Source organism: Leifsonia poae (genome assembly GCF_020009625.1).
GTDB classification, from domain to species: Bacteria; Actinomycetota; Actinomycetes; order Actinomycetales; family Microbacteriaceae; genus Leifsonia; species Leifsonia poae_A.
This window is the reverse complement of record NZ_JAIHLP010000002.1, coordinates 1,825,971-1,848,692: the sequence shown is the minus strand read 5'-3', so window position 1 is coordinate 1,848,692 and position 22,722 is coordinate 1,825,971. Positions and strand designations below refer to the sequence as shown.

The following is a 22,722-nucleotide window of genomic DNA, read 5'->3' as shown; positions in this document are numbered from 1 at the left end:
ACGACTCTGGATGTCTACGCGGACCTCTTCAAACTCCATCGGGTCGGTAGGTGCCCGCCGCCGCCTACCCCTAGGCACTGGGCGGCGGGCACCGTCCTCAGTCCGCGCCGATAAGCCCCTTGTCATGCTCGCGGAGACCTGTGGCGGACGCTAGGGATACGTGCGTCCGCCGAAATCGAGTGAGGGTGTCTCCCCGGTCGAGGGCGCCCGATTGTGTTGACGCGTGGCCATCTCAGTTCCCTGACCCGACGAGGAAGCGACCGATACGGGTCTCGCCGTCGCTCTTGTAGACCGGAAGCCATTGCCCGTTCGGATAGTTCTTCAGGCGCTCCTGCTGTTGCTTCAGCGCTTGAGCTGGTGACGTCGGTTCCGGACCGCCGTTTTCCGCGCGGGTGAGATCCCGACTGAACATGTAGCCGTTCACCGGGTTCCCGGTCGTGTCTTCGCCCTGGACCTCGATAAGGTCGGGCGCGATGGGGCTGGAGCCTTGCACACCGTAGGTTTGTCCATTGGCATTCTTCGGCCAGTCGGGGACCGGCGCGTACGAGGGCGACGCGCTCGGATCCGTGCTGGGAAGGGCAGACCATCCGGGAAGGCCGATGACGACAGCCGAGGCAGCGACGCTGAGCGCCGCGCCCGCGGTGACGGCTCCGCCGAGTATCCATCGCTGCCGGTGGACCCGGCGTATTTGTGTGGGATTGGTGTCGAAACGGACTTTTGCGGCGAAGGCTGCTTCGAGGGCAGCGCTGCGTTTCGGATCGAAGATGACGGTCATTGCATGCTCCTAATCTCTTCGGCGGAGAGGTCGATCGCGACGATCTCCGCGAGGCGGGTCCGGGCCCGAGAGAGCCGAGATTTCACCGTGCCTGTTGGCACGCGGAGCAGGTTGGCGACCTGCTGGGTGCTCATTTCCTCCAGGACGCACAAGCTCAAGATCTCGCGGTCACGGTCGTCGAGTCGTTCGAAAGACTCCCGGACCCGGGCCGCGATGTCGTCGTGTTGGAGGCGATCCAAGACGTCGCTGCTGTGGTCAGCGATCGGCTCCGGCGCGGGCATCTTGGCAAGGAGTGCCTGGTGCCGTCGGAACGCGCGCACGTTGTTTCGTGCCAAGTTCGACGCAGTGACGAGCAGCCACGGGAGAATGGATGAGTCGTCCGAACTGATGCGGTTTCGCTTGCGCCAGACCTCGGCGAACGTTAGGGCGACAAGGTCCTCCGCGTCAGAGGGAGTGTTAGCCAACCTCAGCGTGTGTCGAAATACCCGGTCGCGGTGACGACGGAAGAGCCGGGCGAACGCATCGCCATCGCCCTCACTGGCCTGCCTGAGCAGGTCGAGGTCGGTCGGTTCGGCGTTCATATCCTGTAATGTCCAGCAGTTCGGTGTTGGTTCCAAGCGCAGCAGAGGGGCACGCTACCGAAGATTCGGCCGCGTGCCCCTCCTTCATCGCTCGCTACTTCTGGATGACTACCCCGGAGGTGGCCTTGACGACGAACTCCCCGATTACGGTGCTGCCGTCGGATGTGTAAACGGAAAGGGTTTGGTCCTTCCCCTGGACGGAGGCTTGCCAGGCCAATACCTCAGCAGGGCTGGCAAATCCCGTTCCCTCCGCTTTGTGAAGGTCCGACAACCCCGGGCCTCTCGGGGTTGGGGATGGTCGAAACGATCGTTCTCCTGGCGGGCCTGGTCGCGACCGTCACAACCGTCATGTTCGGAGGTCAGATCAATGGCGTCATCGTGTTCCCCGTCATGGCCGGCTTCCTGCTCACCGTCGCGGTGAAGGACAAGCACGGGCAACGCGCGCTTTTCGCGCGAAGAGGCCCCTCAAGGCTCGGCGTCTGGGTTAATGGAGAGCTCATATCCTGTTCAGCGCTCCTGTGGTCGTCATTTCCTTCATCCTGCTGTTCAACATCCCGGCCGGGATGCCGACCGGGGCGAAAGAGGTCTACGCCTTCGTCATGTACTTCCTATGCCTTGGCGTCGGCTTCGTCGGATCGAACCTCGCGTATCACACGCTGCTCTCCGTGATCACGAGCAACTCGAAGATGCGTGTCTCTTTGACGGTCATCCGCACCTTCTTCGCGCTCGTGACTACCCTCGTGGTGAACTTCATCACCATCCCGATCGTCACCGCCAATGGCGGAGGCCAGGGCGGCTGGACGTTCATCTCGATCGTCTACGGTGTGATCTCCGCCGTCACCTTCCTTATCGTCTTCTTCGGCACCAAGGAACGAGTCAAGGGCACCATCAAGAAGGATGACGGTGAGAAGCTGCCCCTCGGCGCCACGCTGCGCATCCTGTTCCACAACCCGTACTTCTTCCTCGCGTTCGGGTTCTTCCTGCTCAACTACCTCCTCACCGGAGCAGCAGGCGTCGGAATCTACTACGCGAAAGACGTGCTCGGCGACCCCAACATCTACAGCTTCCTCGGCCTCATCCAGATCCTCCCGCTCATCATCGGGCTGTGGTTCATGCCGGCCGTCATCGGACGATTCGGCAAGCGCAGGCTCATCCTCATCGGCGTCGTCGTCACCGTCGTCGGTGCGCTGATCTCTCTGATCGATCCGACCAACCTGACCTTGCTCATAAGTGGGGGCCTCGTGCGCGCCGTCGGCGGCATTCCTATCGCCGCGGGACTGTTCGCCCTGGTCGCTGATGTCGTCGATTACGGCGAGTGGAAAAGCGGAGTACGCCTCGACGGAATGACCTACGCTGCCGCGACCGCGGGCCAGAACTTCGGAGCGGGTCTCGGTGTCGCACTCGTCGGCTGGCTGCTCGCCGCTGGTAACTACAACGGGCAGGAAGCGACCCAACCAGCGTCAGCCGTGAGCATGGAGGTCTTCCTCTACCTGTGGCTGCCCCTGATCGTCGCTGTGCTGATGGGCGTCATCATCTGGTTCCTCAACATCGACAAGAATCTGCCGCAGATCCAGCGGGACCTTGCCGCGCGACGTGCGGAGCGACACGACGCCGACGCACAAGCCTGACTGAGCCCTCCGATGACGGAACAGAGCGAACTCGGCTGGGCGGTCGTGGGCACCGGCCAGGTGTCCCGGCTCATCGCGGCTGATCTTGCCCTCGTCCCGGGAGCGCGACGCTACGCGGTGTGCTCCCGGGACGCGGCGAGGGCAGCCAAACTCAGCGACGAATTCGGCTTCGAACGCGCCTATGACGACTTCAACGCCATGCTCGATGAGTCCGAAGTCGACATCGTCTACATCGCGACGCCCCACTCGACGCACGCGAAGCTCGCGATCTCGGCTCTGCAGAGGGGCAAGCATGTACTGATCGAGAAACCCATCGCCGCAACAGCAGTTGACGCGGAACAGATCGTCGCGGCTGCCCACGACAGCGGACGATTTGCGATGGAGGCAATGTGGATGCGTTTCCATCCCGCCTACCGCGCAATGCTCGACGCCCTCGCTGCTGGCAGCATCGGCGAGGTGCGGAGCGTGCGCGCGTCGTTCGGTCTGCCGTTCGACGAGCCGGACTCGGAGCGATGGAGTGGGGAGCGGTCGAGCAGCACTTTGCTCGACCAAGGCATCTACCCGGTCACGCTGGCTGTCGACGTGCTCGGCCGGCCCAGCTCCCTTACCGCAACGGGGCGAATCAGACCGGACGGCGTCGACCTGACTGAGCACATCACCCTGGCGTACGACAACCACCGGTTCGCCCAGCTCGGTGCGTCGATGGTGGAGTACTTGGAGCCGAGCGCGTCCATCAGTGGCACCGACGGCTGGATCACCGTGCCCGCGCCATTCTGGGCCGCCGCGAGTTTCGAGACGCGCAGCGGTTCGATCCGAAACGCGTTGGGCCCTCCAGACGTCACCTCCTTCGAGAGGCACGGCTTCGGGTACGTGCCCATGCTCGCCGCCGTCGGGGAGGCCATCGAGGCCGGACTCACCCAGCACCCCACCCACCCACTTGCCGACAGTCTCGAGACCCTCGGGATTCTCGACCTGATCCGGCACACGATGACTGACCAAGTCCTACTGGAGGAAATCCGATGAAGCGTTCACCGTTCAACGACGGATGGCAGTTCCGCGAAAAGGTCAACCCGTTTGCCGAGCTCGGCGGCGAGGTTACCCCTTACACAGATGTCGTCGTTCCGCACGACGCTCAGATCGCGCGAGAGCGAGACCCGAACGGCGACGGCGCTGTCGCGTACTTTCCGGATGGCGCGTACCAGTACCGCAAGTTCTTCAGTGTCCCCGCCGAGCTCGAAGGCAGCAGGGTCGTGCTCGAGTTCGAAGGCGTGTACCGCGACGCGATGGTGTACATTAATGGCGCGTTCGCGGGCCAGCGACCCTACGGATATTCCGGATTCACCATCGACGCCGACCAGTTCCTTCTCCCTGGAGAGGAAAACCTCCTCGAGGTCGAGGCTCGAAGCGGCAAAGACTCGCGCTGGTACACCGGCGCCGGCATCTACCGAGATGTGTGGCTGCACACCGGATCCGACGTGCACATCCCGACGAACGGGCTGCGCGTCTCGACTCCGGACCTCGACGCCGAGGGCGCGATCGTCGAGGTGGAGATCGTCGTCGAGAACTCCCGCAACCGTCCGATCACGGTAGACGTCGAGGCGGTTCTCGCCTACCCGGCAGGCGCCGAGATCGCCAATGGAACGGCACGAGTGACGATTGCAGCGCACGCCACGAGCATCAGCCGGCAGCGACTCTACGTCGCCGACCCGACCCTCTGGTCAGCCGAGTCCCCAATGCTGTACACAGCCGAAGCCAATATTCGTTTCGAAGACGATCCGATCGACCACTCCGCCACCGAATTCGGTATCCGACGCCTTCAGGTCGACCCCGTGCACGGCCTGAGAATCAATGGCGAGACAGTGAAACTACGTGGCGCGTGCATCCACCACGACAACGGCATCCTCGGCGCGGCCACCTTCGCAGCTGCGGAGGAACGCCGTGTCCGCCTTCTCAAGGAGGCGGGCTTCAACGCCATCCGCTCAGCCCACAACCCGCTCAGCGCATCGCTGATCGAAGCATGCGACCGACTCGGGATGTATGTAATGGACGAGACGTTCGACATGTGGACCTCGGGAAAGATGCCCAACGACTACTCGCTCCACTTCGCCGAGTGGTGGGAGCGCGACGTCGAAGCCTTAGTCGCAAAGGACTTCAACCACCCATCAGTGATCATGTATTCGATCGGGAACGAGATCCCCGAAACCGGTGCTCCCGAAGGCGGACTGACGGGCCGCGCCCTGGCCGAGAAAGTGCGTGAACTCGATCCGACACGATTCGTGACGAATGCCGTCAACGGAATGCTGGCCGTCATGGACGACATCAAAAGGCTTGCCGCCGAGAGAGGCGCTGGAGCCGGCGACGGCGCCGGAATCAACACGCTCATGTCCGGTCCGGGCGAATTCATGAACATGATCGGCGCCTCGCCGATGGTGACGGAGAAGACGGCCGAGTCCTTCGGTGTGCTTGACATCGCCGGGATGAACTACCTCGACGCCCGCTACGAAATCGACAAGGAACTCTTCCCGAATCGTGTCATTGTGGGCACCGAGACCTTCCCTACCCATATAGACGTCAACTGGAAGCTCGTAGAAGAGAACAGCCACGTCATCGGCGACTTCACATGGACCGGCTTCGACTACCTCGGCGAAGTCGGCATCGGCCGACCACAGTACCTACTGGAAGGCGAAACGCCCACTCACGGCGGCCCCTTCCCGTGGATCGCGGCCTGGTGCGGCGATCTTGACCTGATTGGAAACAGGCGCCCGGCTTCGTACTATCGCGAGATCGTATTCGGCCTGCGCACCGCACCGTACATCGCCGTTCAGCGACCGCGACCCGAAGGCGCGTCCTTCTACGCGGGACCGTGGACGTGGAGCGACAGTATCGCCTCGTGGACGTGGTCCGGAAATGAAGGCCAAGCGCTGACTGTCGAGGTATACAGCGACGCCGACGAGGTCGAACTGGCACTCAACGGCAAGGTGTTCGACGTTGCGGCAGCAGGCCCACAGAACCGCTTCAAGGCCGAGTTCCAGGTACCGTACGAGGCTGGCGAGCTGATCGCGACCGCCATTCGCGGCGGAGACAGGGCGGAGGTCTACAGCCTCCGGACCGCGACAGGTGTGCCGGTTCTCAAAATCGAGGCTGATCCCGGCGTCCCAGATGACAGGCTCGTCTTCGTCGACATCTCACTCGCCGACTCAGAAGGTCGTGTTTTTACCGACCGCGACCAAGCACTGACCGTGCAGGTCTCCGGTGGGGGCGAACTCCTCGCTTTCGGTGCAGCCGACCCGGCACCCAGCTCGAACTACGCCGGAGTCGAGCACGCGACGTTCGACGGTCGAGCACTGGCTGTCGTGCGCCGCATAGACAGCGGCCCGGTTGACTTCCTCGTCTCAGCCGCCGGTTTTGCGCCGATTGAGACAACGGTTGGAGGTCTTCGCTACGCGGAAGCTCTCTAACGCCATTGTGTGGTCGCTCGATCTCGAAAGGGCTGGTTCGGGCTTCCGCCACGGCGCTCTGTCGGTGGAAAGACATTCACGAGCAGGACTTGTGCGTCCTGCAGGAATCCGTCGTGGCCGAGCCCCTCGACGAACCTCACAGCCGCGTGCATCGGCGGTACTCTCGATGTCTACGCGGATCTCTTCAATGACGACGCGGCGCGCGCAGAAAAGCCCCGCTCCCAGTAGAAGCCTGGAAACGGGGCAGTGGCTCCGACCGGCATCGATCCGGTGACCTTTCGATTTTCAGTCGAACGCTCTACCAACTGAGCTACAGAGCCGAAACCGGTGAGACCGGCCTCGAGACGGAAGCCCTTCCTTTCGGAAGGGCTTCGCGCCGTGGCGACCCTGACGGGACTTGAACCCGCGACCTCCGCCGTGACAGGGCGGCACGCTAACCAACTGCGCTACAGGGCCTCATAGTGAAGCTGTTCAATTATATGTTGTGCCAGTGACCCCAACGGGATTCGAACCCGTGCTACCGCCGTGAAAGGGCGGCGTCCTAGGCCACTAAACGATGGGGCCGGACAGCCTCGGGCCGCTTCCGCGATCCGCATGACCACCGACGAGTAAGCATACGGAATCTCCCGGCCGAATGCCAATCGGCCTTGCAGCCCGGGCACGTCGCTGTTCTGGGGGATCCGGCGACCAGCCCACGAATCGCCACGGATCGGGGCCGACCTCGGGTTAGATTCGCTGACGACGGCCCTCCCGGGCGTCCTTGAAGCCGCACAGCGTCCCTGTTCACAGACCCCCCTTTCGCCCGCCGACCTGGGCAGAAACGGGGCTTGTTGCTAAAGTTGCACCTGTTGACAACGGGACCTGTGTGACTCATGTGACTGAAGCCGCGCACGAGCACACGGGTTCGAGGAACGATGAAACGCACTGAAACGGTCTCCCCCCAGACCCGTCGGAGGAACTCCCTCGGGGCGCCGGACGCGCGCGGATGGCGGGTGCGCTCTGCTCTAGCGGCCATCACCGTGGCTGTGATCGCCATGGTGGGTGCCGTGGCGGCCCCCGCATACGCCGACTACCCGAGTTGGCAAGACGTTCAGAACGCCAAGTCCAACGAGTCGGCGGCGGCCGCGCAGGTCACCAACATCACCTCCCTCATCTCGCAGCTGAAGGGCGAGGTCGCCACCACTCAGGCCGAGGCCGTGAAGCGGGGCGAAGAGCTCGACGTCGCGCAGGCGAAGCTCGACGCCGCGAACATCCAGGCCTCCCTCATCTCGCAGCAGGCCGACGACAGCCAGGCCAAGGCGGATGCGGCAAGCGAGCAGGCGGGCAAGCTCGCCGCCCAGCTCTACCGCAGCGGCGGCCGAAACCTCACCGCCAATCTGTTCCTGAGCGGGAACGGCGCCTCGAAGACGACGCCGGAGAAGCTCCTCTCAGACCTGGGCAGCATGTCCAAGCTCGTGGAACAGTCGGACCGGGTGTACTCCGACGCGAAGACGGCGCAGAACTCGGCGAGGGCGCTCGCGGCGCAGGCCAAGGTCGTGAAGGTCGAGCGCGATAAGCTGCGTGTGGCGGCGACCCAGGCCCTCCAGGTCGCGGCTGAGGCTGCGAACGCCGCCCAGCTCAAGCTGGCCGAACAGCAGAAGCAGATCGTGGTGATGCAGGCGCAGCTCGCCGCGTTGAAAGACAAGACCGCCACAACGGTCTCGGGGTATCAGGCGGGTGTCGCTGCGGCCGCCGCGGCCGCGGCCGCCGCAGGTTCTGGCGGGCTGCCCGGCGGCTATGTCGGCCCGCAGGGCTGGGCCGTTCCTGCGGCCGGGCCGATCACCGACGGGTTCGGCGCGCGACCGTCGCCCGGTGGGGGCATCGGAAGCACGTACCACCTGGGCATCGACATCGGTGCCTACTGCAACGCGCCGATCTATGCCGCGCACAGCGGCACGGTCATCTTCGCCGGTCGGAGCGGTTCGTACGGCAACTTCGTCCTCATCGACAACGGAGGAGGCATCAAGACCGGTTACGCCCACATCCGCGACGGGGGGATCCTCGTCGGCAACGGCCAGACGGTCGGGGCCGGGCAGCCGATCGCGCGCGTCGGCACCACAGGTGCATCCACCGGATGCCACCTGCACTACGAAGTGCGCGTCAACGATGAGAAGATCGACGGAATCCCGTTCATGAGGGAAAGGCAGGCGCCTCTTGGCTAGCCACAACGACAGAACGCCGCGACTGCGGCCCGGCATCGCGATCGGTGCGGGGGTGATGGGTGTCGTCACGGCATCCATCGGTGTCATCACCCCACCGGCGAGCGCCGCCGACTACCCGTCGTGGAACGACGTGCAGCAGGCGAAGAGCAATGTGCAGAACCAGCAGTCGATGGTCGCCAACATCACCTCTCTCATCTCGGGGCTGCAGACGTCGGTCGACGCTGCGCGTATCGCGTCAGAGAAGGCGGCCGAGAGCTACTTCCAGGCCAAGGATGCGCTGACCGCGGCCACCGCGAAGGCGGCCGACCTGCAGACCCAGGCCGAATCCGCCGCCGCCAAGGCCAAGACGTCGCAGATGCGCGCCGGCCTTCTCGCTTCGCACATGGCCAAGTCGGGTGGGGGCGGCGACGTCTCCGTCGACCTGATGTTGAAGGGCGGAGGCTCCGGCTCGGCCGCCGACGAGCTGCTCTACCAGCTCGGCACGATGACCAAGCTGACGGCGCAGTCGAAGGAGGTCTACGAGCAGGCCACCACCGACAAGAACACGGCGGAGTCGCTCACTGCGCAGGCGAAGGTCGCGAAGACCGCGCGCGAAGACCTGGCGACCAAGGCGAGCGATGCACTCGCGGCCGCGCAGACGGCGCAGACGCAGGTGCAGACCGCGCTCGCCACGCAGCAGCAGAAGTCCACCGAGCTGGTGTCGCAGCTCGCGACGCTCAAGAACACCTCGACGCAGACCGAAGCGGCCTACCTTCACGGGCAGCAGATCAAGGCCCAACAGGAGGCGGATGCCCGCGCCAAGGCGGCAGCGAACAACCCTCCGGCCGGTGGCGGGGGCAACTCCGGTGGGGGCAACTCCGGTGGAGGGGGCAGCAACCCGGGTGGCGGCGGGGGAGGCGGCCCGGTCGCCCCGCCGAACGGCAACGTCGTCGAGACCGCCATCTCGTACGCCTACGCGCAGCTCGGCAAACCGTACGTGCTGGGCGGTGAGGGCCCCGGCAGCTTCGACTGCTCCGGTCTTACGATGAAGGCCTACGCCTACGCGGGGATCTCCATCGGTTCGCACTCCGTGAACAATCAGTGGTACACCGCTCAAGGCCGTGGCCAGATCGTGTCGTACAGTCAGCGCCAGCGCGGCGACCTCATCTTCTGGGGCGACGGGCCCGGCAATTTCTACCACGTGGGCATCTACATCGGGAACGGCATGATGATCGCCGCGCCCACCGAAGGCGATGTCGTCAAGGTGCAGTCGGTCTGGGGTTCGCCTTGGGGCCAGGTGGCGCGCCCCTCGTCCTGACGCCGGCGCCCGCCCGCCCGACCAAGAACGCCCCCGGATCTCACGATCCGGGGGCGTTCTGCGTTCGCGGGTGCAGAAGGTCAGTGGCCTTCGGCGGCGAGCTTCTTGATGCCGTCTTCGACGATCTGCTCGGCCTCGGCGGCGTCGCCCCAGCCCTCGATCTTGACCCACTTGTTGGGCTCGAGGTCTTTGTAGTGCTCGAAGAAGTGCTCGATCTCTTTGCGCAGCGACTCCGGAACGTCCTGGACGTTCTGGATGTGCTGCCAGCGCGGGTCCTTGTACGGCACGGCGATCACCTTGGCGTCGCTGCCGGCCTCGTCGCTCATGTTGAGCACGCCGACGGGGCGAACCTTCACGCCGACGCCCGGGAACAGAGGGTACTCGAGCAGCACGAGAACGTCGACCGGGTCACCGTCGAGCCCGAGAGTGTTCTCGAAGAACCCGTAGTCGGTGGGGTACACGAAGCCGGTGAAGAGAACCCGGTCGAGGTAGACCCGACCGGTCTCGTGGTCGACCTCGTATTTGTTGCGGCTGCCTTTGGGGATCTCGATGATGGCGTCGTACTCGGCCATGTGGTTCTCTCCTCTTCGGTGAAATCTGTCAGGGGAAAGCGTAGCCGCCCGATGCTGTGCGCGCCTCGCCCGCTACCGTTGAGGGGTGGATCCCGTTGCTTCCGAGCCCGCCCGTCGCCCGCGCCTCACGCCGCCGATGGCGGATGTGCGGCGGGCCGTACGCGAAGGGTTCGCCGCGGCCGCCGCGCTGCCCGCACCCGACCCGCACGACGATCACGGGCCGCAGCGACCGCATCCGCTCGCCGAGGGAGCGCTCGTTCTCGTGGGGCTGAGCGGCGGAGCCGACTCTTTGGCGCTCGCGGCGGCCGTCGCGTTCGAGGCACCCCGGGCGGGACTCCGCGCCGGCGCTGTGGTCGTGGACCACGGGTTGCAGCCGGGGTCGGCCGAGGTCGCCGCCCGCGCGGCCGAGCAGGCGCGTGGGCTCGGTCTCGACCCTGTGCTCGTCGAGAAGGTGAGTGTGGATGCGGTCGCTGCCGGTCCCGAGGCGGCCGCCCGAAGTGCCAGACTGGCCGCTTTCGACCGGGCGCTCGCCGGCACCGGTGCGGAACGCATCCTGCTGGCGCATACCCTCGACGATCAGGCCGAGACGGTGCTGTTGGGGCTGGCGCGCGGATCCGGACCGACCAGCCTGCAGGGGATGCGAACCGACACCGGCCGCCTGCTGCGCCCGCTGCTCGGCGTGCGGCGTGAGACGACCAGGGCTTTCTGCGTCGACAGCGGGCTCGACACCTGGCAGGACCCGCACAACGCCGACCCCGCGTATGCGCGGGTGCGCGTGCGCGCATCCGTTCTCCCCGTGCTGGAGCGGGAGCTCGGCCCGGGCATCGCCGAGGCCCTCACACGCACGGCGCAGCAGCTGCAGGAGGATGACGAAGCGCTCGACACGCTCGCCCTCGACTGGGCGCTCGAACTGGTGAGCCAGACCGAGGAGGGTGGCGTGGCGCTCGATGTGCGCGGTCTGGCCGCCGACCCGCCCGCGCTGCGGCACCGCATCATCCGTCTCGTGGTGTCGGCCGAGTTCGGGGTGTCGTTGAGTCGGGCGCACACGGTGGCGGTCGCTGAGCTGATCACGAACTGGCACGGCCAGAAATCGCTCAGCCTCCCAGGCGTTAGAGTTGTGAGGCAGAACGGACTGCTCATCTTTTCTCCCGACAGCTAAGGACAGCACCTCCCTCATGGAACTCACGGACGTTCACGACGACCTGACCGAGATTCTGATCACCGAGGAGCAGATCCGCTCCCGTCTGGCCGAGCTGAGCCGCCGGATCGAGGCCGACTACGCCGGCAAGGATGTGCTGCTCGTCGGGGTGCTCAAGGGTGCGGTGATGGTGATGGCCGACCTGGCGCGCGAGCTGAAGATCCCCGTGACGATGGACTGGATGGCGGTCAGTTCCTACGGTTCCGGAACCGCGTCGAGCGGTGTCGTGCGCATCCTGAAAGATCTGGACACCGACCTCAATGGCAAGACCGTGCTCATCGTCGAAGACATCATCGACTCCGGTCTCACGCTCTCCTGGCTGCTGGCGAACCTGCACTCGCGGGGCCCGGAGTCGATCGAGATCTGCGCTCTGCTCCGCAAACCCGACGCCGCGCGCGTCGACATCGACGTGAAGTACGTCGGCTTCGAGATCCCCAACAAGTTCGTCGTCGGCTACGGTCTGGACTACGCCGAGCGGTATCGCAACCTGCGTGGCGTCGGCATCCTCGCCCCCGCCGTCTACAGCTGAGACAGGGTTTCGCCTCCTGCGGGCGCACTAAGCACGCGCAGAGCGAACACGCAGTCGACGTACAGTCCTGGCGCGATACCCTTGCAGCACCATGAACGCCAAGAAGATCTTCCGCGGGCCGATTCTCTACATCGTGCTGGCCATCCTCATCGTGTGGATCGGGTCGAGCCTGATCACGATGTCGGGTTTCAAAGGGGTGACGACCCAGCAGGGTCTGCAGCTCCTCAAGGATGACAAAGTCGCCAGTGCGAAGATCATCGACGGTGAGAACCGTGTCGATCTGACGCTCAAGGCTCCTGACAAGACGCTCGGCACGCAGGTGCAGTTCTACTACGTCACGCCCCGCGGCACCGACGTGGTGAACGCGGTGGACAGCGCCAACCTGAGCAAGGGCTTCGACGACGAGGTCCCCCAGCCCAACTGGCTGCTTTCGGCGCTCGGGTTCCTGATCCCGGTGCTGCTGATCGGCGTGTTCTTCTGGATCATGCTCTCCGGCATGCAGGGCGGTGGCAACAAGGTCATGCAGTTCGGCAAGTCGCGCGCCAAGCTCGTCACCAAGGAGAGCCCCAAGGTCACCTTCGACGACGTCGCCGGCTCCGACGAGGCGATCGAGGAGCTCGAGGAGATCAAAGACTTCCTCAAGGAGCCCGCGAAGTTCCAGGCGGTCGGTGCGCGCATCCCGAAGGGTGTTCTGCTTTACGGCCCTCCCGGAACCGGTAAGACCCTGCTCGCCCGCGCAGTGGCCGGCGAGGCCGGCGTGCCCTTCTACTCGATCTCGGGTTCCGACTTCGTGGAGATGTTCGTGGGTGTCGGTGCGAGCCGCGTCCGTGACCTGTTCCAGCAGGCCAAAGAGAACTCCCCGGCCATCATCTTCGTCGACGAGATCGACGCGGTCGGCCGTCACCGCGGCGCCGGCCTGGGCGGCGGACACGATGAGCGCGAGCAGACGCTGAACCAGCTGCTCGTCGAAATGGACGGCTTCGACCCGAAGACCAACGTCATCCTCATCGCAGCCACCAACCGTCCCGACATCCTCGACCCGGCGCTGCTGCGCCCGGGTCGCTTCGACCGGCAGATCGGCGTGGACGCGCCGGACATGCTCGGACGCAAGAAGATCCTCGAGGTGCACGGCCGCGGCAAGCCGCTTGCCGCCTCGGTCGACCTCGAAGTGCTCGCCCGCAAGACGCCGGGCTTCACCGGCGCCGACCTGGCCAACGTGCTCAACGAGGCCGCGCTGCTCACCGCGCGCTCCAATGCCCAGCTGATCGACAACCGCGCCCTCGACGAGGCCGTCGACCGTGTGATCGCCGGCCCGCAGAAGCGCACCCGCGTCATGAAAGATCAGGAGAAGCTGATCACGGCGTACCACGAAGGCGGCCACGCCCTCGCCGCCGCCGCGATGCGTCACACCGACCCGGTCACCAAGATCACCATCCTGCCGCGCGGCCGCGCCCTCGGTTACACGATGGTCATGCCGCTGGAAGACAAGTACTCGGTCACCCGCAACGAGTTACTCGACCAGCTGGCCTACGCGATGGGCGGCCGTGTCGCCGAGGAAGTCGTGTTCCACGACCCCACGACCGGCGCCTCGAACGACATCGAGAAGGCCACGTCGATCGCCCGCAAGATGGTCACCGAGTACGGCATGAGCGCCGACATCGGTTCGGTCAAGCTCGGCCAGGCCAACGGTGAGATGTTCCTCGGCCGCGACATGGGGCACCAGCGCGACTACTCCGAGCGCATCGCCGAGCGGGTCGACGCCGAAGTTCGCGCCCTGATCGAGAAGGCGCACGACGAAGCGTTCGAGGTGATCAACGAGAACCGGGCCATCCTCGATCGGCTCGCGGCCGAACTTCTCGAGCAGGAGACCCTCGACCACCACCAGATCGCGGAGATCTTCAAAGACATCGTGAAGCTGCCCGAGCGCCCGCAGTGGCTCTCGAGCGACAAGCGACCGCTTCCCGATCTGCCCCCGATCGACTACCCGAAGGCGAAAGCCCCGATCGATGCGGGCGCCGTCGACGGCGGTATCGACTCGGAGCCGCCGTCGAAGCCGAAGCGCACCCCCGTGCGCAAGCCGCGCCCGGCCACGGCGTAGAGCCGCAGCGCGCATGACCGGATTCGATCGTTCGCGCATCGAGGCGGCCGTCGCCGAGATCCTCGCCGCCATCGGCGAGGATCCGTCGCGTGCGGGCCTCGAAACGACCCCGGGCCGGGTGGCCGACGCCTACGAGGAATTCTTCGCCGGTCTCGGCAAAGACCCGCTCGCCGAACTCGGCGAGCCGGTCCCCTCGAAGGCCACGACGCCGAAGCGGTGCTGGTGCGCGACATCAGGTTCCGGTCGGTGTGCGAGCATCACCTGTTGCCGTTCCTCGGGGTGGCCCATGTCGCCTACCTGCCGAGCGATCGGGTGATCGGCTTGGGCCGCATCCCGCGCGTCATCGAGGCGCTCGCCGGGCGGCCCCAGATGCAGGAGCGCCTCACCGAGCAGATCGCCGACACGATCGAGAGCGGTGTCGGGGCGCGGGGTGTTCTCGTGGTTCTGGATGCGGTGCACCAGTGCGTCACGACCCGCGGCGCCCGTCAGACCGACAGCAGCACGGTGACCATGGCAAGTCGCGGCGCTCTCGCCGAGCCGGCCGCGCGCGCCGAGCTCGTGGCCCTGATCGGGCGTGGCGTCGCGTGACGCTCATCATGGGCGTCCTCAACGTGACGCCGGATTCGTTCAGCGACGGCGGCCTCTGGCTCGAACCGGGCGCCGCCATCGATCACGCCGTCGAACTCGTCGAACAGGGCGCCGACATCATCGACGTCGGCGGGGAGTCCACCCGGCCGGGTGCGCACCACGTCGATCCGGTCGACGAGCAGGCCCGCGTCATTCCGGTGATCCGCGCCCTCGCCGGCCGTGGCATCACCGTGAGCGTCGACACGATGCACGCCTCCACCGCCCGAGCAGCCGCCGACGCGGGCGCGGCCATCATCAACGATGTCTCCGGTGGTCTGGCCGACCCGGAGATGCCGGCCGCGGTGCTCGACACCGGGCTGCAGTACGTGGTGATGCACTGGCGCGGCCAGAGCGACACCATGGACTCGCTCGCCCATTACACCGACACGACCGCCGAGGTGCGCGCCGAGCTGTCGACGCGCCTCACCGACCTGGTGCAGCGCGGCGTCGACCCGTCGAAGCTGATCATCGACCCCGGCCTGGGGTTCTCGAAGACGGCGGAGCACAACTGGCAGGTGCTCGGCAATCTGCGGGCGTTCGAGACGCTCGGCTACCCCGTGCTGATCGGTGCCTCCCGCAAACGGTTCCTCGGGTCACTCCTGCCCGCGGGGGCGACCGCGGCTGACCGCGACGCCCCGACCGCGGTGATCAGCGCCCTCGCCGCTCAGGCCGGAGTCTGGGCAGTACGGGTGCACGATGTGGTCTCGACCAGTCTCGCCCTCGAAGTGGTGCGGGCATGGCAAGCTGGAACCGATGACTAAGCCAGCTTCGATCAACGGAACCGACTCGATCATCCTCACCGGTCTGCGGGTGCGCGCCCACCACGGGGTCTACGACTTCGAACGACAGAACGGGCAGGACTTCGTGATCGACGTGACCGCCTGGCTCGACCTGGCGGCCGCGGCAGCCGGCGACGATGTCGAAGCCACCGTGCACTACGGCGAACTCGCGGTCGAGGTGGCGGATGCAGTGCGTCGCGACCCCGTCGACCTCATCGAGACCGTCGCCGAACGGGTTGCGACGGTCGTGCTCGAACATCGGGCCGTCGAGACCGTCGAGGTGACCGTGCACAAGCCGGACGCCCCGATCGAGGTGCCGTTCACCGATGTCGCCGTGCGCATCCGACGGGCGCGATCATGACCGGCGCCGTGCATCCCAAACCTCAGCGCCTGCGACCGGCAGTGCCGGCCGTGCTGGCGCTCGGCGCCAATCTCGGGGATCGGGAGGCGACGATCCGCGCCGCCGTCGCCGCGCTCGACGCCGTGCCCGGCATCCGGGTGGAGCGGCTGTCGTCGCTCTACGAGACACCTGCCCTGAAGGTGGACGGCGTCGACCATGACGCCCCGGCCTATCTGAACGCGGTCACCGGAATCAGAACGACCCTCGGGCCGACTGCGCTGCTCGACGCGGTAAACGCGGTGGAGAACGACTTCGGGCGGGTGCGCGACGAGCGTTGGGGCGACCGCACCCTCGACGTCGACATCGTCGACTTCGACGGCCGACAGTCGCACGACGAGCGGCTGACGCTCCCGCATCCGCGGGCCGCCGAGCGCGCCTTCGTCCTCGTGCCCTGGCTCGACGTCGACCCGGATGCGGTGCTCCCCGGGCAGGGCGCCGTCGCCGAACTCGCCGCGCGCGCCACCGACACGGTCACCCTGTATGCACCGGCCGCCGATCAGGGGGATCCAGCATGAAACGCTCTCGACCGACCCCGTTGATCGGCCTCGGCGTCGCCGGCGCGGTCGTTGGCTTCCTCATCGAACTGGGCGCCGCCGGCAGCGGTGTCGCCGTATTCATCCCCCCGCTCACCCTGCCGATCACGCTCGTCGTCATCGCCGTGATCGTCGTCGCGTTCGCGATCCCGATCCGTCGCGCGACCCACGGCCGGGCGGGTCGGCCGATCGACCCGTTCCAAGCCATGCGCGTGGTCGTGCTCGCCAAAGCGTGCAGCCTGGCCGGGGCACTGCTCACAGGCGCGGGAGTCGGCATCCTCATCTACCTGCTGAGCCGGGCCGTGCTCCCGGCCGGCAACGCCATCTGGCTGTCCGTCGCGGCGACCGTGGGCTCGGCCGTTCTGCTCATCGCCGGGCTCGTCGCCGAGCACATGTGCACGCTTCCGCCCGAGGACGACGACGACCACCCGGAGAACGCCCATGCCAAGACGCCTTGACCTCGCCATCGGCGACTGGAACCGGGTCTCGCCGAAGTACGTGGTCGTCGTGATCGTGGGAACGCTCGTGAGCGGCGTCGTGGCGAGCGCGGGCGCGACGTTCTTCTGGCTCGTTGCGCGATGGGAGTGGGGCTGGATCCTGCTGGCCGCCGTCATCGTCATCGCCGTGATCAGCCTGATCATCGCGCCGCGTCGCGCCCGCTCGATCGGCTACCGGATGCGCGACGACGACCTTCTCTTCCGTCGCGGCATCATGTTCCAGCGTTTCGTGTCGGTGCCGTACGGTCGCATGCAGCTCATCGACATCAATCGGGGGCCGGTGGGCAGGGTGCTCGGGCTGGCCGACCTCAAGTTCGTGACCGCCGCCGCCTCCACCGGGGTGATCATCCCTGGTCTGCCGGAACCGGTGGCCGCCGAGTTGCGCGACCGGCTGGTGGAGCTGGCGGAGAGCAGACGGGCAGGGCTGTGAGCGCGGGCCAGCCGACAGGGGCGGGCCAGCCGACCGGAGCGGGCTTTCCCGGCCGGGCCGGTCTGACGCCGGCGGAGCGCGCCGCGGAGCGGTTCACCGACGGCGAATGGCATCGTCTGCACCCCGCGACCCCGCTGCTGCGCGGTGGCATCGTGTTCGTCGCCGTGCTCGGTTTCGTGCTCTCGAACCTGCGCGAGCGCATCGTCAGCTTCTTCGTGGGGCCCCCGACTACGGCGGCGACCCGATCGACGAGATCTACAACCGGGGCTGGGAAGGCTGGGCGCTGCTCGCAGTGGCAGTGGTGCTCATCCTCTGCCTCGGCGCGTTCTACCTCTCCTGGCGCATGCACACGTTCCGCATCACCGGCGACGCGGTCGAAGTGCGAAGCGGCATCCTGTTCCGCACGCAGCGCAAGGCCAGGCTCGATCGCATCCAGGGGATCAATGTGGTGCGCCCGCTGCTCGCCCGCGTGTTCGGCGCGGCGAAGCTCGACATCTCGGTGGCCGGGCACGACGCGAACGTTCAGTTGGCCTACCTCGGCTCGTCGCTCGCCGACGGGCTCCGCGCGGATGTGTTGCGGCTGGCCTCGGGGGTGAAGGCCGCCGAACGGGCGGTGACTCCCGGCGACGCGGAGGGTGTCGACGGTGACCTGTCGACCGGGCTCGCCGCCGGTGCAACCGACCCGAACACACCTGGCGTCGTCGGGCGACCCGTTCCGGGGAGCCGCCAGGCCGCAGTGTCGGATCTCGTCAACCGTCGCGTCACCGAGTTCCTCTCGCCCGAACTCGACCCGGATGCGGCCCCGCCGCATTCGGTGGTGAAGATCCCGCCGCTGCGGCTGCTCGGGTCGCTCGTGCTGAGCGGGTTCACGATCTTCCTGCTCGTGGTGGTCGTGCTGCTCATCGTCGGGGCATCGACCGGGCGGTTGTGGCTGCTGTTCGTGGTGCTGCCGGGACTCCTCGGCTCGGCGAGCTTCTACCTCAACCGCTTCACGAAGTCACTGCGGTACTCGATCGCGGGCACCCGCGACGGGGTGCGGGTCGGATTCGGTCTGCTGACGACCAGCAACGAGACGCTCCCGCCCGGCCGCATCCATGCGGTCGAGGTGATGCAACCGCTGCTGTGGCGGCCGTTCGGCTGGTGGCAGATCCGCATCGACACGGCGGGCCACTCGAAAGAGAAGGGTGCGGCGGGACAGCCCAACACCACGATGCTCCCCGTGGGCGACGCCGGCGATGTCGCCCGTGTGCTCGCGCTCGTGCTGCCCGAGTTCGCCACCGAAGAGCATCGCGCCGTGATCGCCGCGGGCATGACCTCCCGCGGCCGCGACGGGTTCGTCGGCAGTCCGCGCCGGGCCGCCTGGCTGCGCCCACTGTCGTGGCAGCGAACGGGGTACAGCATCCACGACGGCATCATCCTGCTCCGGCGCGGGTTCGTCTGGCGCAGCCTGGCGCTCGTCCCCCTCGCGCGGCTGCAGAGCCTTGAGCTCACGCAGGGCCCGATCGAGCGGATGCTCGGTCTGGCCGAGGCCCGGCTGCACACGGTCTCCGGTCCGGTGCACCCGCGCCTGGCGGCCGTCGACCGCGAGCAGAGCCTTCTGCTCTTCGACGGCGTGGCCTCGGGCGCCATCGCTTCGGCGCAGTCCGACACGAGCCATCGCTGGGGTGATGTGCGGTCGACGCCCGACGTGCCGACCACCGCCCCGCCACCCCACACGGAGCAGGAGCAGCTATGAGTCAACGATCAGGACGGCTCGGGCTCGGAATCATCGGGGCCGGCCGGGTGGGACCGATCCTGGGGGCGGCGCTCGCGGGGGCCGGGCATGCCGTCGTTGGCATCTCCGCCGTCTCGCAGGCCAGCCGCGACCGGGCGCAGGCCGTGCTGCCGTTCGCGCCCATCCTTGACGTGCCGGTGCTCGTCGAACGCAGCGAGCTGGTGATCATCGCCGTGCCGGACGCCGAACTGCCCGGACTCGTCGCCGGGCTCGCCGCCACCGGAACGTGGCAGCCGGGACAGATCGTGCTCCACACCGCGCCCGGCTACGGCGTGCGGGTGCTCGCGCCGGCGATGGCGGCCGGCGCGATCGGCGTCGCCGTGCATCCGGCCCTCGAATTCACGGGAACGACGCTCGACCTCGCCCGACTCACCGAGACCTACTTCGCCGTCACAGCCCCGGCTCCGGTGCTGCCGATCGCGCAGGCCCTCGTCGTGGAGATGGGCGGGGAACCGGTGGTGATCGCCGAAGCCGATCGCGCCGCCTACGCCGAGGCGATCGCCACGGCCACCTCGTTCTCCCGCGCCATCGTGGACCAGTCCACCGGCATCCTGCGGGGGATCGGGGTCGACAACGCGGGCGGGTTCCTCAGCTCGCTCGTGCGCTCCACCGTCGACAATGCGCTCGCCCATGCCTCACCGACCGCCTCGCTCGACGTCTCGGCGATCCTCGGCGACTACGACCCGCTCGACGATGGAGACGGTGACGACGGCGACGATGACTCGCCGGCCGGTCGGCGCGAGTAGCCTGGTTGTCGGTCGTTTCTCGTCAGCGCATCCGACGGATGCGGCGACCGTAGGGGAGCCGATGCCTGAGGTCGTCACCACCATCGCCGCGCTGCGCCGCCGAATCGCGGAGAGACGGGAGACGGCGCTGCGCGAGGGCAGCTCGGACGCGCCGGCGTCCCGGGTCGTGCTCGTGCCGACTATGGGGGCGCTTCACGACGGACACCTCCAATTGGTCGCGCAGGCGCGGGGGCTCGGCGGCATCGTCGTCGTGTCGGTCTTCGTGAATCCCCTGCAGTTCGGCCCCGGTGAAGACCTCGACCGGTATCCGCGCACGCTCGACTCCGATGTCACCCGGCTCGACGGCCTCGCCGACCTGGTGTTCGCGCCGAGCGCGACGGAGATGTACCCGGACGGCCCCTCGGAGACGCGGATCTCGGCCGGACCGGTGGCGGCTCTGTATGAGGGCGCCGTGCGACCCGGGCATTTCGACGGGATGCTCACGGTCGTGGCCAAGCTGTTCAACATCGTCGCGCCCGACGTCGCCGTGTTCGGCCAGAAGGATGCCCAGCAGGTGCACCTGGTCGGCCGCATGGTACGCGATCTGAACCTGCCCGTCACGATCGCCGTCGTCGACACCGTGCGAGAGAAGGACGGCCTGGCGCTCTCAAGCCGCAACCGCTTCCTCGACGACGATCAGCGCCTCGCCGCCGTCGCGCTCTCGCAGGCGCTCGCCGCCGCCGCCGAGGCCGCGGCCGGCGGGGTGGATGCGGTGCTCGCCGCCGCGCGCGCGCGCCTCGACAGTGAAGCAGCCGTTAAGCTGGACTATCTCGTGGTCGTCGACCCGGACACCTTCCAGACCGTCGACGCCGGGCACCACGGCCCCGCCGTCGTGCTCGTCGCGGCACGTCTCGGGAGCACCAGGCTGATCGACAACGAGCGCATCAGCATTCCGTCGTCCTCCTGAGATCGGTCTCCCGACGACCCGCTGACCCCCCATCCGAACCGAACGAAAGACACTCATGACGGACGCGCAGACCACCGAGCCTGAACTCTCTGCTGACGAGATCAGCGAGCAGAAGGCGGTTCGCCTGGCCAAGCGCGAGCGCCTGATCGCTGAGGCGGCGACGCCGGCGGGCGGCGCGTATCCGGTGTCCGTTCCGGTCACCACCACGATCCCCGCCGTTCGCGAGAAGTTCGGCCACCTGCAGGCCGACGAGACGTCCGGTGAGATCGTCGGCATCGCCGGTCGCGTCGTTCACCTGCGGAACACCGGAAAGCTCTGCTTCGCCGTGCTGCAGTCCGGCGACGGCACCCGCATCCAGGTGATGGTCTCCCTCGCCTCCGTGGGTGAGGAGTCTCTCGTCGCGTGGAAGGAACTCGTCGACCTCGGCGACCACCTGTTCGTCTCGGGTGAGGTGATCTCCAGCCGCCGCGGCGAACTGTCGATCATGGTCGCCGAGTGGGAGATCGCCTCGAAGGCGGTGCTGCCGCTGCCGAACCTTCACAACGAGCTCAGCGAAGAGATCCGGGTGCGCAACCGCTACCTTGACCTGATCGCCCGCGACCAGGCGCGCACCAACGTGATCAACCGGGCGAAGGCGGTCGCGAGTCTGCGCGAGACGTTCGCCGAACGGGACTTCATCGAGGTGGAGACCCCGATGCTGCAGGTGATGCACGGTGGCGCGTCCGCCCGCCCTTTCGTGACGCACTCCAACGCCTTCGACACCGATCTGTATCTGCGCATCGCCCCCGAGCTGTACCTGAAGCGCGCGGTCGTCGGCGGCATCGATCGCGTGTTCGAGATCAACCGCAACTTCCGCAACGAGGGCGCCGACTCCACCCACTCGCCCGAGTTCGCGATGCTCGAGGCCTACCAGGCGTACGGCGACTACAACTCGATCGCCGACCTGACGCAGACGCTCATCCAGAATGCGGCGAAGGCCATCTCGGGTTCTACGACGGTGATCTGGGCCGACGGCACCGAGTATGACCTCGGCGGGGACTGGGATCGTATTCGCATGTACGACAGCCTGTCGGAGGCGGTCGGCGAAGAGATCACTCCGGCGACACCGGTGGAGAGACTGCGCGAGATCGCGGCTGTGGAGGGCGTTGAGATCGAGCACCCGCTGCACGGAAAGTATGTCGAGGAGCTCTGGGAGCACTTCGTGAAGGACGACCTCGTGCGCCCGACCTTCGTGATGGACTTCCCCATCGACACGAGCCCGCTCGTGCGCGCGCACCGCTCACGCGAGGGCGTCGTCGAGAAGTGGGATCTCTACACCCGCGGCTTCGAACTGGCGACGGGATACTCCGAGCTGGTCGACCCGGTTGTGCAGCGCGAGCGTTTCGTCGAGCAGGCGAAGCTCGCGGCCGCCGGCGATGGCGAGGCGATGCGCTTGGACGAGGAGTTCCTGAGAGCACTCGAATTCGGAATGCCGCCGTCGGGGGGCATGGGCATGGGCATCGACCGGATGCTCATGGCGCTGACCGGGCTGGGAATCCGCGAGACGATCCTTTTCCCGCTCGTCAAGTAACCCCAGAGGGCAGGCGCCAGAGTAGCCAGAGGGCAGGCGCCAGAGTAGTCAGAGGGCAGGCCCCAGAGGGGGCCAGAGGGGCC

Annotated in this window: 20 protein-coding genes, 3 tRNA genes and 1 pseudogene; 18 read left to right on the top strand and 6 right to left on the bottom strand. The window is 66.9% G+C overall.

The annotated features are described in order from the left end of the window. Positions 1-232 precede the first annotated feature (232 nt). Together K5L49_RS09465 and K5L49_RS09460 are read right to left on the bottom strand one after the other, a co-directional pair. A complete protein-coding gene (locus K5L49_RS09465; RefSeq protein WP_223692247.1) occupies positions 233-775 on the bottom strand; it encodes a hypothetical protein in 543 nt (180 codons plus the stop codon). Then, on the bottom strand, positions 772-1,356 hold the full coding sequence (locus K5L49_RS09460; protein WP_223692245.1) for an RNA polymerase sigma factor: 585 nt from the start codon (positions 1,354-1,356) through the stop codon (positions 772-774). The genes K5L49_RS09465 and K5L49_RS09460 overlap by 4 nt, the downstream gene beginning before the upstream one ends. Before the next feature lie 500 nt (positions 1,357-1,856). Here K5L49_RS09460 and K5L49_RS09455 point away from each other — a divergent pair, with 500 nt between their 5' ends. Genes K5L49_RS09455 through K5L49_RS09445 form a run of 3 tightly spaced genes read left to right on the top strand, consistent with a single transcriptional unit; the run spans position 1,857 to position 6,442 of the window. After that, complete coding sequence (locus K5L49_RS09455; protein WP_223695278.1) at positions 1,857-2,984, top strand: MFS transporter; 1,128 nt, start codon at positions 1,857-1,859, stop codon at positions 2,982-2,984. A gap of 12 nt (positions 2,985-2,996) precedes the next feature. Then, complete coding sequence (locus K5L49_RS09450; RefSeq protein ID WP_223692243.1) at positions 2,997-4,007, top strand: Gfo/Idh/MocA family protein; 1,011 nt, start codon at positions 2,997-2,999, stop codon at positions 4,005-4,007. After that, positions 4,004-6,442, top strand: coding sequence for a glycoside hydrolase family 2 TIM barrel-domain containing protein (locus K5L49_RS09445; RefSeq protein WP_223692241.1), 2,439 nt, complete (start codon positions 4,004-4,006; stop codon positions 6,440-6,442). The genes K5L49_RS09450 and K5L49_RS09445 overlap by 4 nt, the downstream gene beginning before the upstream one ends. 247 nt (positions 6,443-6,689) lie before the next feature. Here K5L49_RS09445 and K5L49_RS09440 read toward each other — a convergent pair. The 3 genes from K5L49_RS09440 to K5L49_RS09430 all read right to left on the bottom strand — a co-directional run bounded on the left by K5L49_RS09440 (position 6,690) and on the right by K5L49_RS09430 (position 7,006). Then, a tRNA-Phe gene (locus K5L49_RS09440) sits at positions 6,690-6,762 on the bottom strand. A gap of 59 nt (positions 6,763-6,821) precedes the next feature. Further along, positions 6,822-6,898 (bottom strand) — tRNA-Asp (locus K5L49_RS09435). A 35-nt stretch (positions 6,899-6,933) separates the two neighbouring features. Beyond that, positions 6,934-7,006 (bottom strand) — tRNA-Glu (locus K5L49_RS09430). Positions 7,007-7,434: 428 nt separating this feature from the next. Here K5L49_RS09430 and K5L49_RS09425 point away from each other — a divergent pair. Continuing rightward, positions 7,435-8,643 carry a M23 family metallopeptidase gene (locus K5L49_RS09425; RefSeq protein ID WP_223692239.1) on the top strand — a complete coding sequence of 403 codons (1,209 nt, stop codon included), beginning with the start codon at positions 7,435-7,437 and terminating at the stop codon, positions 8,641-8,643. After that, positions 8,636-9,940 carry a C40 family peptidase gene (locus tag K5L49_RS09420; RefSeq protein WP_223692237.1) on the top strand — a complete coding sequence of 435 codons (1,305 nt, stop codon included), beginning with the start codon at positions 8,636-8,638 and terminating at the stop codon, positions 9,938-9,940. Before K5L49_RS09425 ends, K5L49_RS09420 begins: the two co-directional genes overlap by 8 nt. Before the next feature lie 80 nt (positions 9,941-10,020). Here K5L49_RS09420 and ppa read toward each other — a convergent pair whose 3' ends face one another. Further along, complete coding sequence (ppa, locus tag K5L49_RS09415; protein ID WP_223692236.1) at positions 10,021-10,512, bottom strand: inorganic diphosphatase; 492 nt, start codon at positions 10,510-10,512, stop codon at positions 10,021-10,023. Between the two features lie 136 nt (positions 10,513-10,648). On the opposite strand from ppa, the gene tilS reads away from it, so the two are divergent. The 13 genes and pseudogenes from tilS to lysS all read left to right on the top strand — a co-directional run bounded on the left by tilS (position 10,649) and on the right by lysS (position 22,639). Further along, positions 10,649-11,671, top strand: a complete 1,023-nt coding sequence (gene tilS / locus K5L49_RS09410; RefSeq protein ID WP_223695277.1) for a tRNA lysidine(34) synthetase TilS — start codon at positions 10,649-10,651, stop codon at positions 11,669-11,671. A 16-nt stretch (positions 11,672-11,687) separates the two neighbouring features. After that, positions 11,688-12,239: a hypoxanthine phosphoribosyltransferase gene (gene hpt / locus K5L49_RS09405; protein WP_223692234.1), complete on the top strand. Its 552-nt coding sequence runs from the start codon at positions 11,688-11,690 to the stop codon at positions 12,237-12,239. Between the two features lie 91 nt (positions 12,240-12,330). Then, positions 12,331-14,337, top strand: coding sequence for an ATP-dependent zinc metalloprotease FtsH (gene ftsH / locus K5L49_RS09400; RefSeq protein WP_223692232.1), 2,007 nt, complete (start codon positions 12,331-12,333; stop codon positions 14,335-14,337). A 13-nt stretch (positions 14,338-14,350) separates the two neighbouring features. Continuing rightward, positions 14,351-14,925, top strand: a pseudogene (gene folE, locus K5L49_RS20785) (GTP cyclohydrolase I FolE). Further along, the gene (folP, locus tag K5L49_RS09390; RefSeq protein ID WP_223692224.1) at positions 14,922-15,725 is read left to right on the top strand and encodes a dihydropteroate synthase; all 804 of its coding nucleotides are present in this window, start codon (positions 14,922-14,924) and stop codon (positions 15,723-15,725) included. Before folE ends, folP begins: the two are co-directional and overlap by 4 nt. Beyond that, a complete protein-coding gene (gene folB / locus K5L49_RS09385) occupies positions 15,718-16,104 on the top strand; it encodes a dihydroneopterin aldolase (protein WP_223692221.1) in 387 nt (128 codons plus the stop codon). The genes folP and folB overlap by 8 nt, the downstream gene beginning before the upstream one ends. Continuing rightward, positions 16,101-16,658: a 2-amino-4-hydroxy-6-hydroxymethyldihydropteridine diphosphokinase gene (folK, locus tag K5L49_RS09380; protein WP_223692220.1), complete on the top strand. Its 558-nt coding sequence runs from the start codon at positions 16,101-16,103 to the stop codon at positions 16,656-16,658. The genes folB and folK overlap by 4 nt, the downstream gene beginning before the upstream one ends. Continuing rightward, a complete protein-coding gene (locus K5L49_RS09375; protein WP_223692219.1) occupies positions 16,655-17,134 on the top strand; it encodes a DUF3180 domain-containing protein in 480 nt (159 codons plus the stop codon). Before folK ends, K5L49_RS09375 begins: the two co-directional genes overlap by 4 nt. After that, positions 17,118-17,603 (top strand): PH domain-containing protein, encoded by a 486-nt coding sequence (locus tag K5L49_RS09370; protein WP_223692218.1) that lies wholly within the window; start codon positions 17,118-17,120, stop codon positions 17,601-17,603. The genes K5L49_RS09375 and K5L49_RS09370 overlap by 17 nt, the downstream gene beginning before the upstream one ends. Before the next feature lie 106 nt (positions 17,604-17,709). Then, positions 17,710-19,338, top strand: a complete 1,629-nt coding sequence (locus tag K5L49_RS09365; protein ID WP_223692216.1) for a PH domain-containing protein — start codon at positions 17,710-17,712, stop codon at positions 19,336-19,338. Further along, positions 19,335-20,123, top strand: coding sequence for a Rossmann-like and DUF2520 domain-containing protein (locus tag K5L49_RS09360; RefSeq protein WP_223692213.1), 789 nt, complete (start codon positions 19,335-19,337; stop codon positions 20,121-20,123). Before K5L49_RS09365 ends, K5L49_RS09360 begins: the two co-directional genes overlap by 4 nt. 61 nt (positions 20,124-20,184) lie before the next feature. Further along, positions 20,185-21,069 carry a pantoate--beta-alanine ligase gene (panC, locus tag K5L49_RS09355; protein WP_223692212.1) on the top strand — a complete coding sequence of 295 codons (885 nt, stop codon included), beginning with the start codon at positions 20,185-20,187 and terminating at the stop codon, positions 21,067-21,069. A gap of 55 nt (positions 21,070-21,124) precedes the next feature. Continuing rightward, positions 21,125-22,639 (top strand): lysine--tRNA ligase, encoded by a 1,515-nt coding sequence (gene lysS, locus K5L49_RS09350; RefSeq protein ID WP_223692211.1) that lies wholly within the window; start codon positions 21,125-21,127, stop codon positions 22,637-22,639. The last annotated feature ends 83 nt before the right edge of the window (positions 22,640-22,722 follow it).

What these genes read in the sequence shown, in the direction of transcription:
- panC (WP_223692212.1), top strand. Translation starts at nt 20,185, where the DNA reads ATGCCTGAGGTCGTCACCACCATCGCCGCGCTGCGCCGCCGAATCGCG.
- K5L49_RS09365 (WP_223692216.1), top strand. Translation starts at nt 17,710, where the DNA reads ATGGCATCGTCTGCACCCCGCGACCCCGCTGCTGCGCGGTGGCATCGT.
- folB (WP_223692221.1), top strand. Translation starts at nt 15,718, where the DNA reads ATGACTAAGCCAGCTTCGATCAACGGAACCGACTCGATCATCCTCACC.
- hpt (WP_223692234.1), top strand. Translation starts at nt 11,688, where the DNA reads ATGGAACTCACGGACGTTCACGACGACCTGACCGAGATTCTGATCACC.
- folK (WP_223692220.1), top strand. Translation starts at nt 16,101, where the DNA reads ATGACCGGCGCCGTGCATCCCAAACCTCAGCGCCTGCGACCGGCAGTG.
- K5L49_RS09445 (WP_223692241.1), top strand. Translation starts at nt 4,004, where the DNA reads ATGAAGCGTTCACCGTTCAACGACGGATGGCAGTTCCGCGAAAAGGTC.
- K5L49_RS09460 (WP_223692245.1), bottom strand. Translation starts at nt 1,356, where the DNA reads ATGAACGCCGAACCGACCGACCTCGACCTGCTCAGGCAGGCCAGTGAG.
- K5L49_RS09360 (WP_223692213.1), top strand. Translation starts at nt 19,335, where the DNA reads ATGAGTCAACGATCAGGACGGCTCGGGCTCGGAATCATCGGGGCCGGC.
- K5L49_RS09375 (WP_223692219.1), top strand. Translation starts at nt 16,655, where the DNA reads ATGAAACGCTCTCGACCGACCCCGTTGATCGGCCTCGGCGTCGCCGGC.
- ftsH (WP_223692232.1), top strand. Translation starts at nt 12,331, where the DNA reads ATGAACGCCAAGAAGATCTTCCGCGGGCCGATTCTCTACATCGTGCTG.
- ppa (WP_223692236.1), bottom strand. Translation starts at nt 10,512, where the DNA reads ATGGCCGAGTACGACGCCATCATCGAGATCCCCAAAGGCAGCCGCAAC.
- lysS (WP_223692211.1), top strand. Translation starts at nt 21,125, where the DNA reads ATGACGGACGCGCAGACCACCGAGCCTGAACTCTCTGCTGACGAGATC.
- tilS (WP_223695277.1), top strand. Translation starts at nt 10,649, where the DNA reads ATGGCGGATGTGCGGCGGGCCGTACGCGAAGGGTTCGCCGCGGCCGCC.
- K5L49_RS09370 (WP_223692218.1), top strand. Translation starts at nt 17,118, where the DNA reads ATGCCAAGACGCCTTGACCTCGCCATCGGCGACTGGAACCGGGTCTCG.
- K5L49_RS09450 (WP_223692243.1), top strand. Translation starts at nt 2,997, where the DNA reads ATGACGGAACAGAGCGAACTCGGCTGGGCGGTCGTGGGCACCGGCCAG.
- K5L49_RS09465 (WP_223692247.1), bottom strand. Translation starts at nt 775, where the DNA reads ATGACCGTCATCTTCGATCCGAAACGCAGCGCTGCCCTCGAAGCAGCC.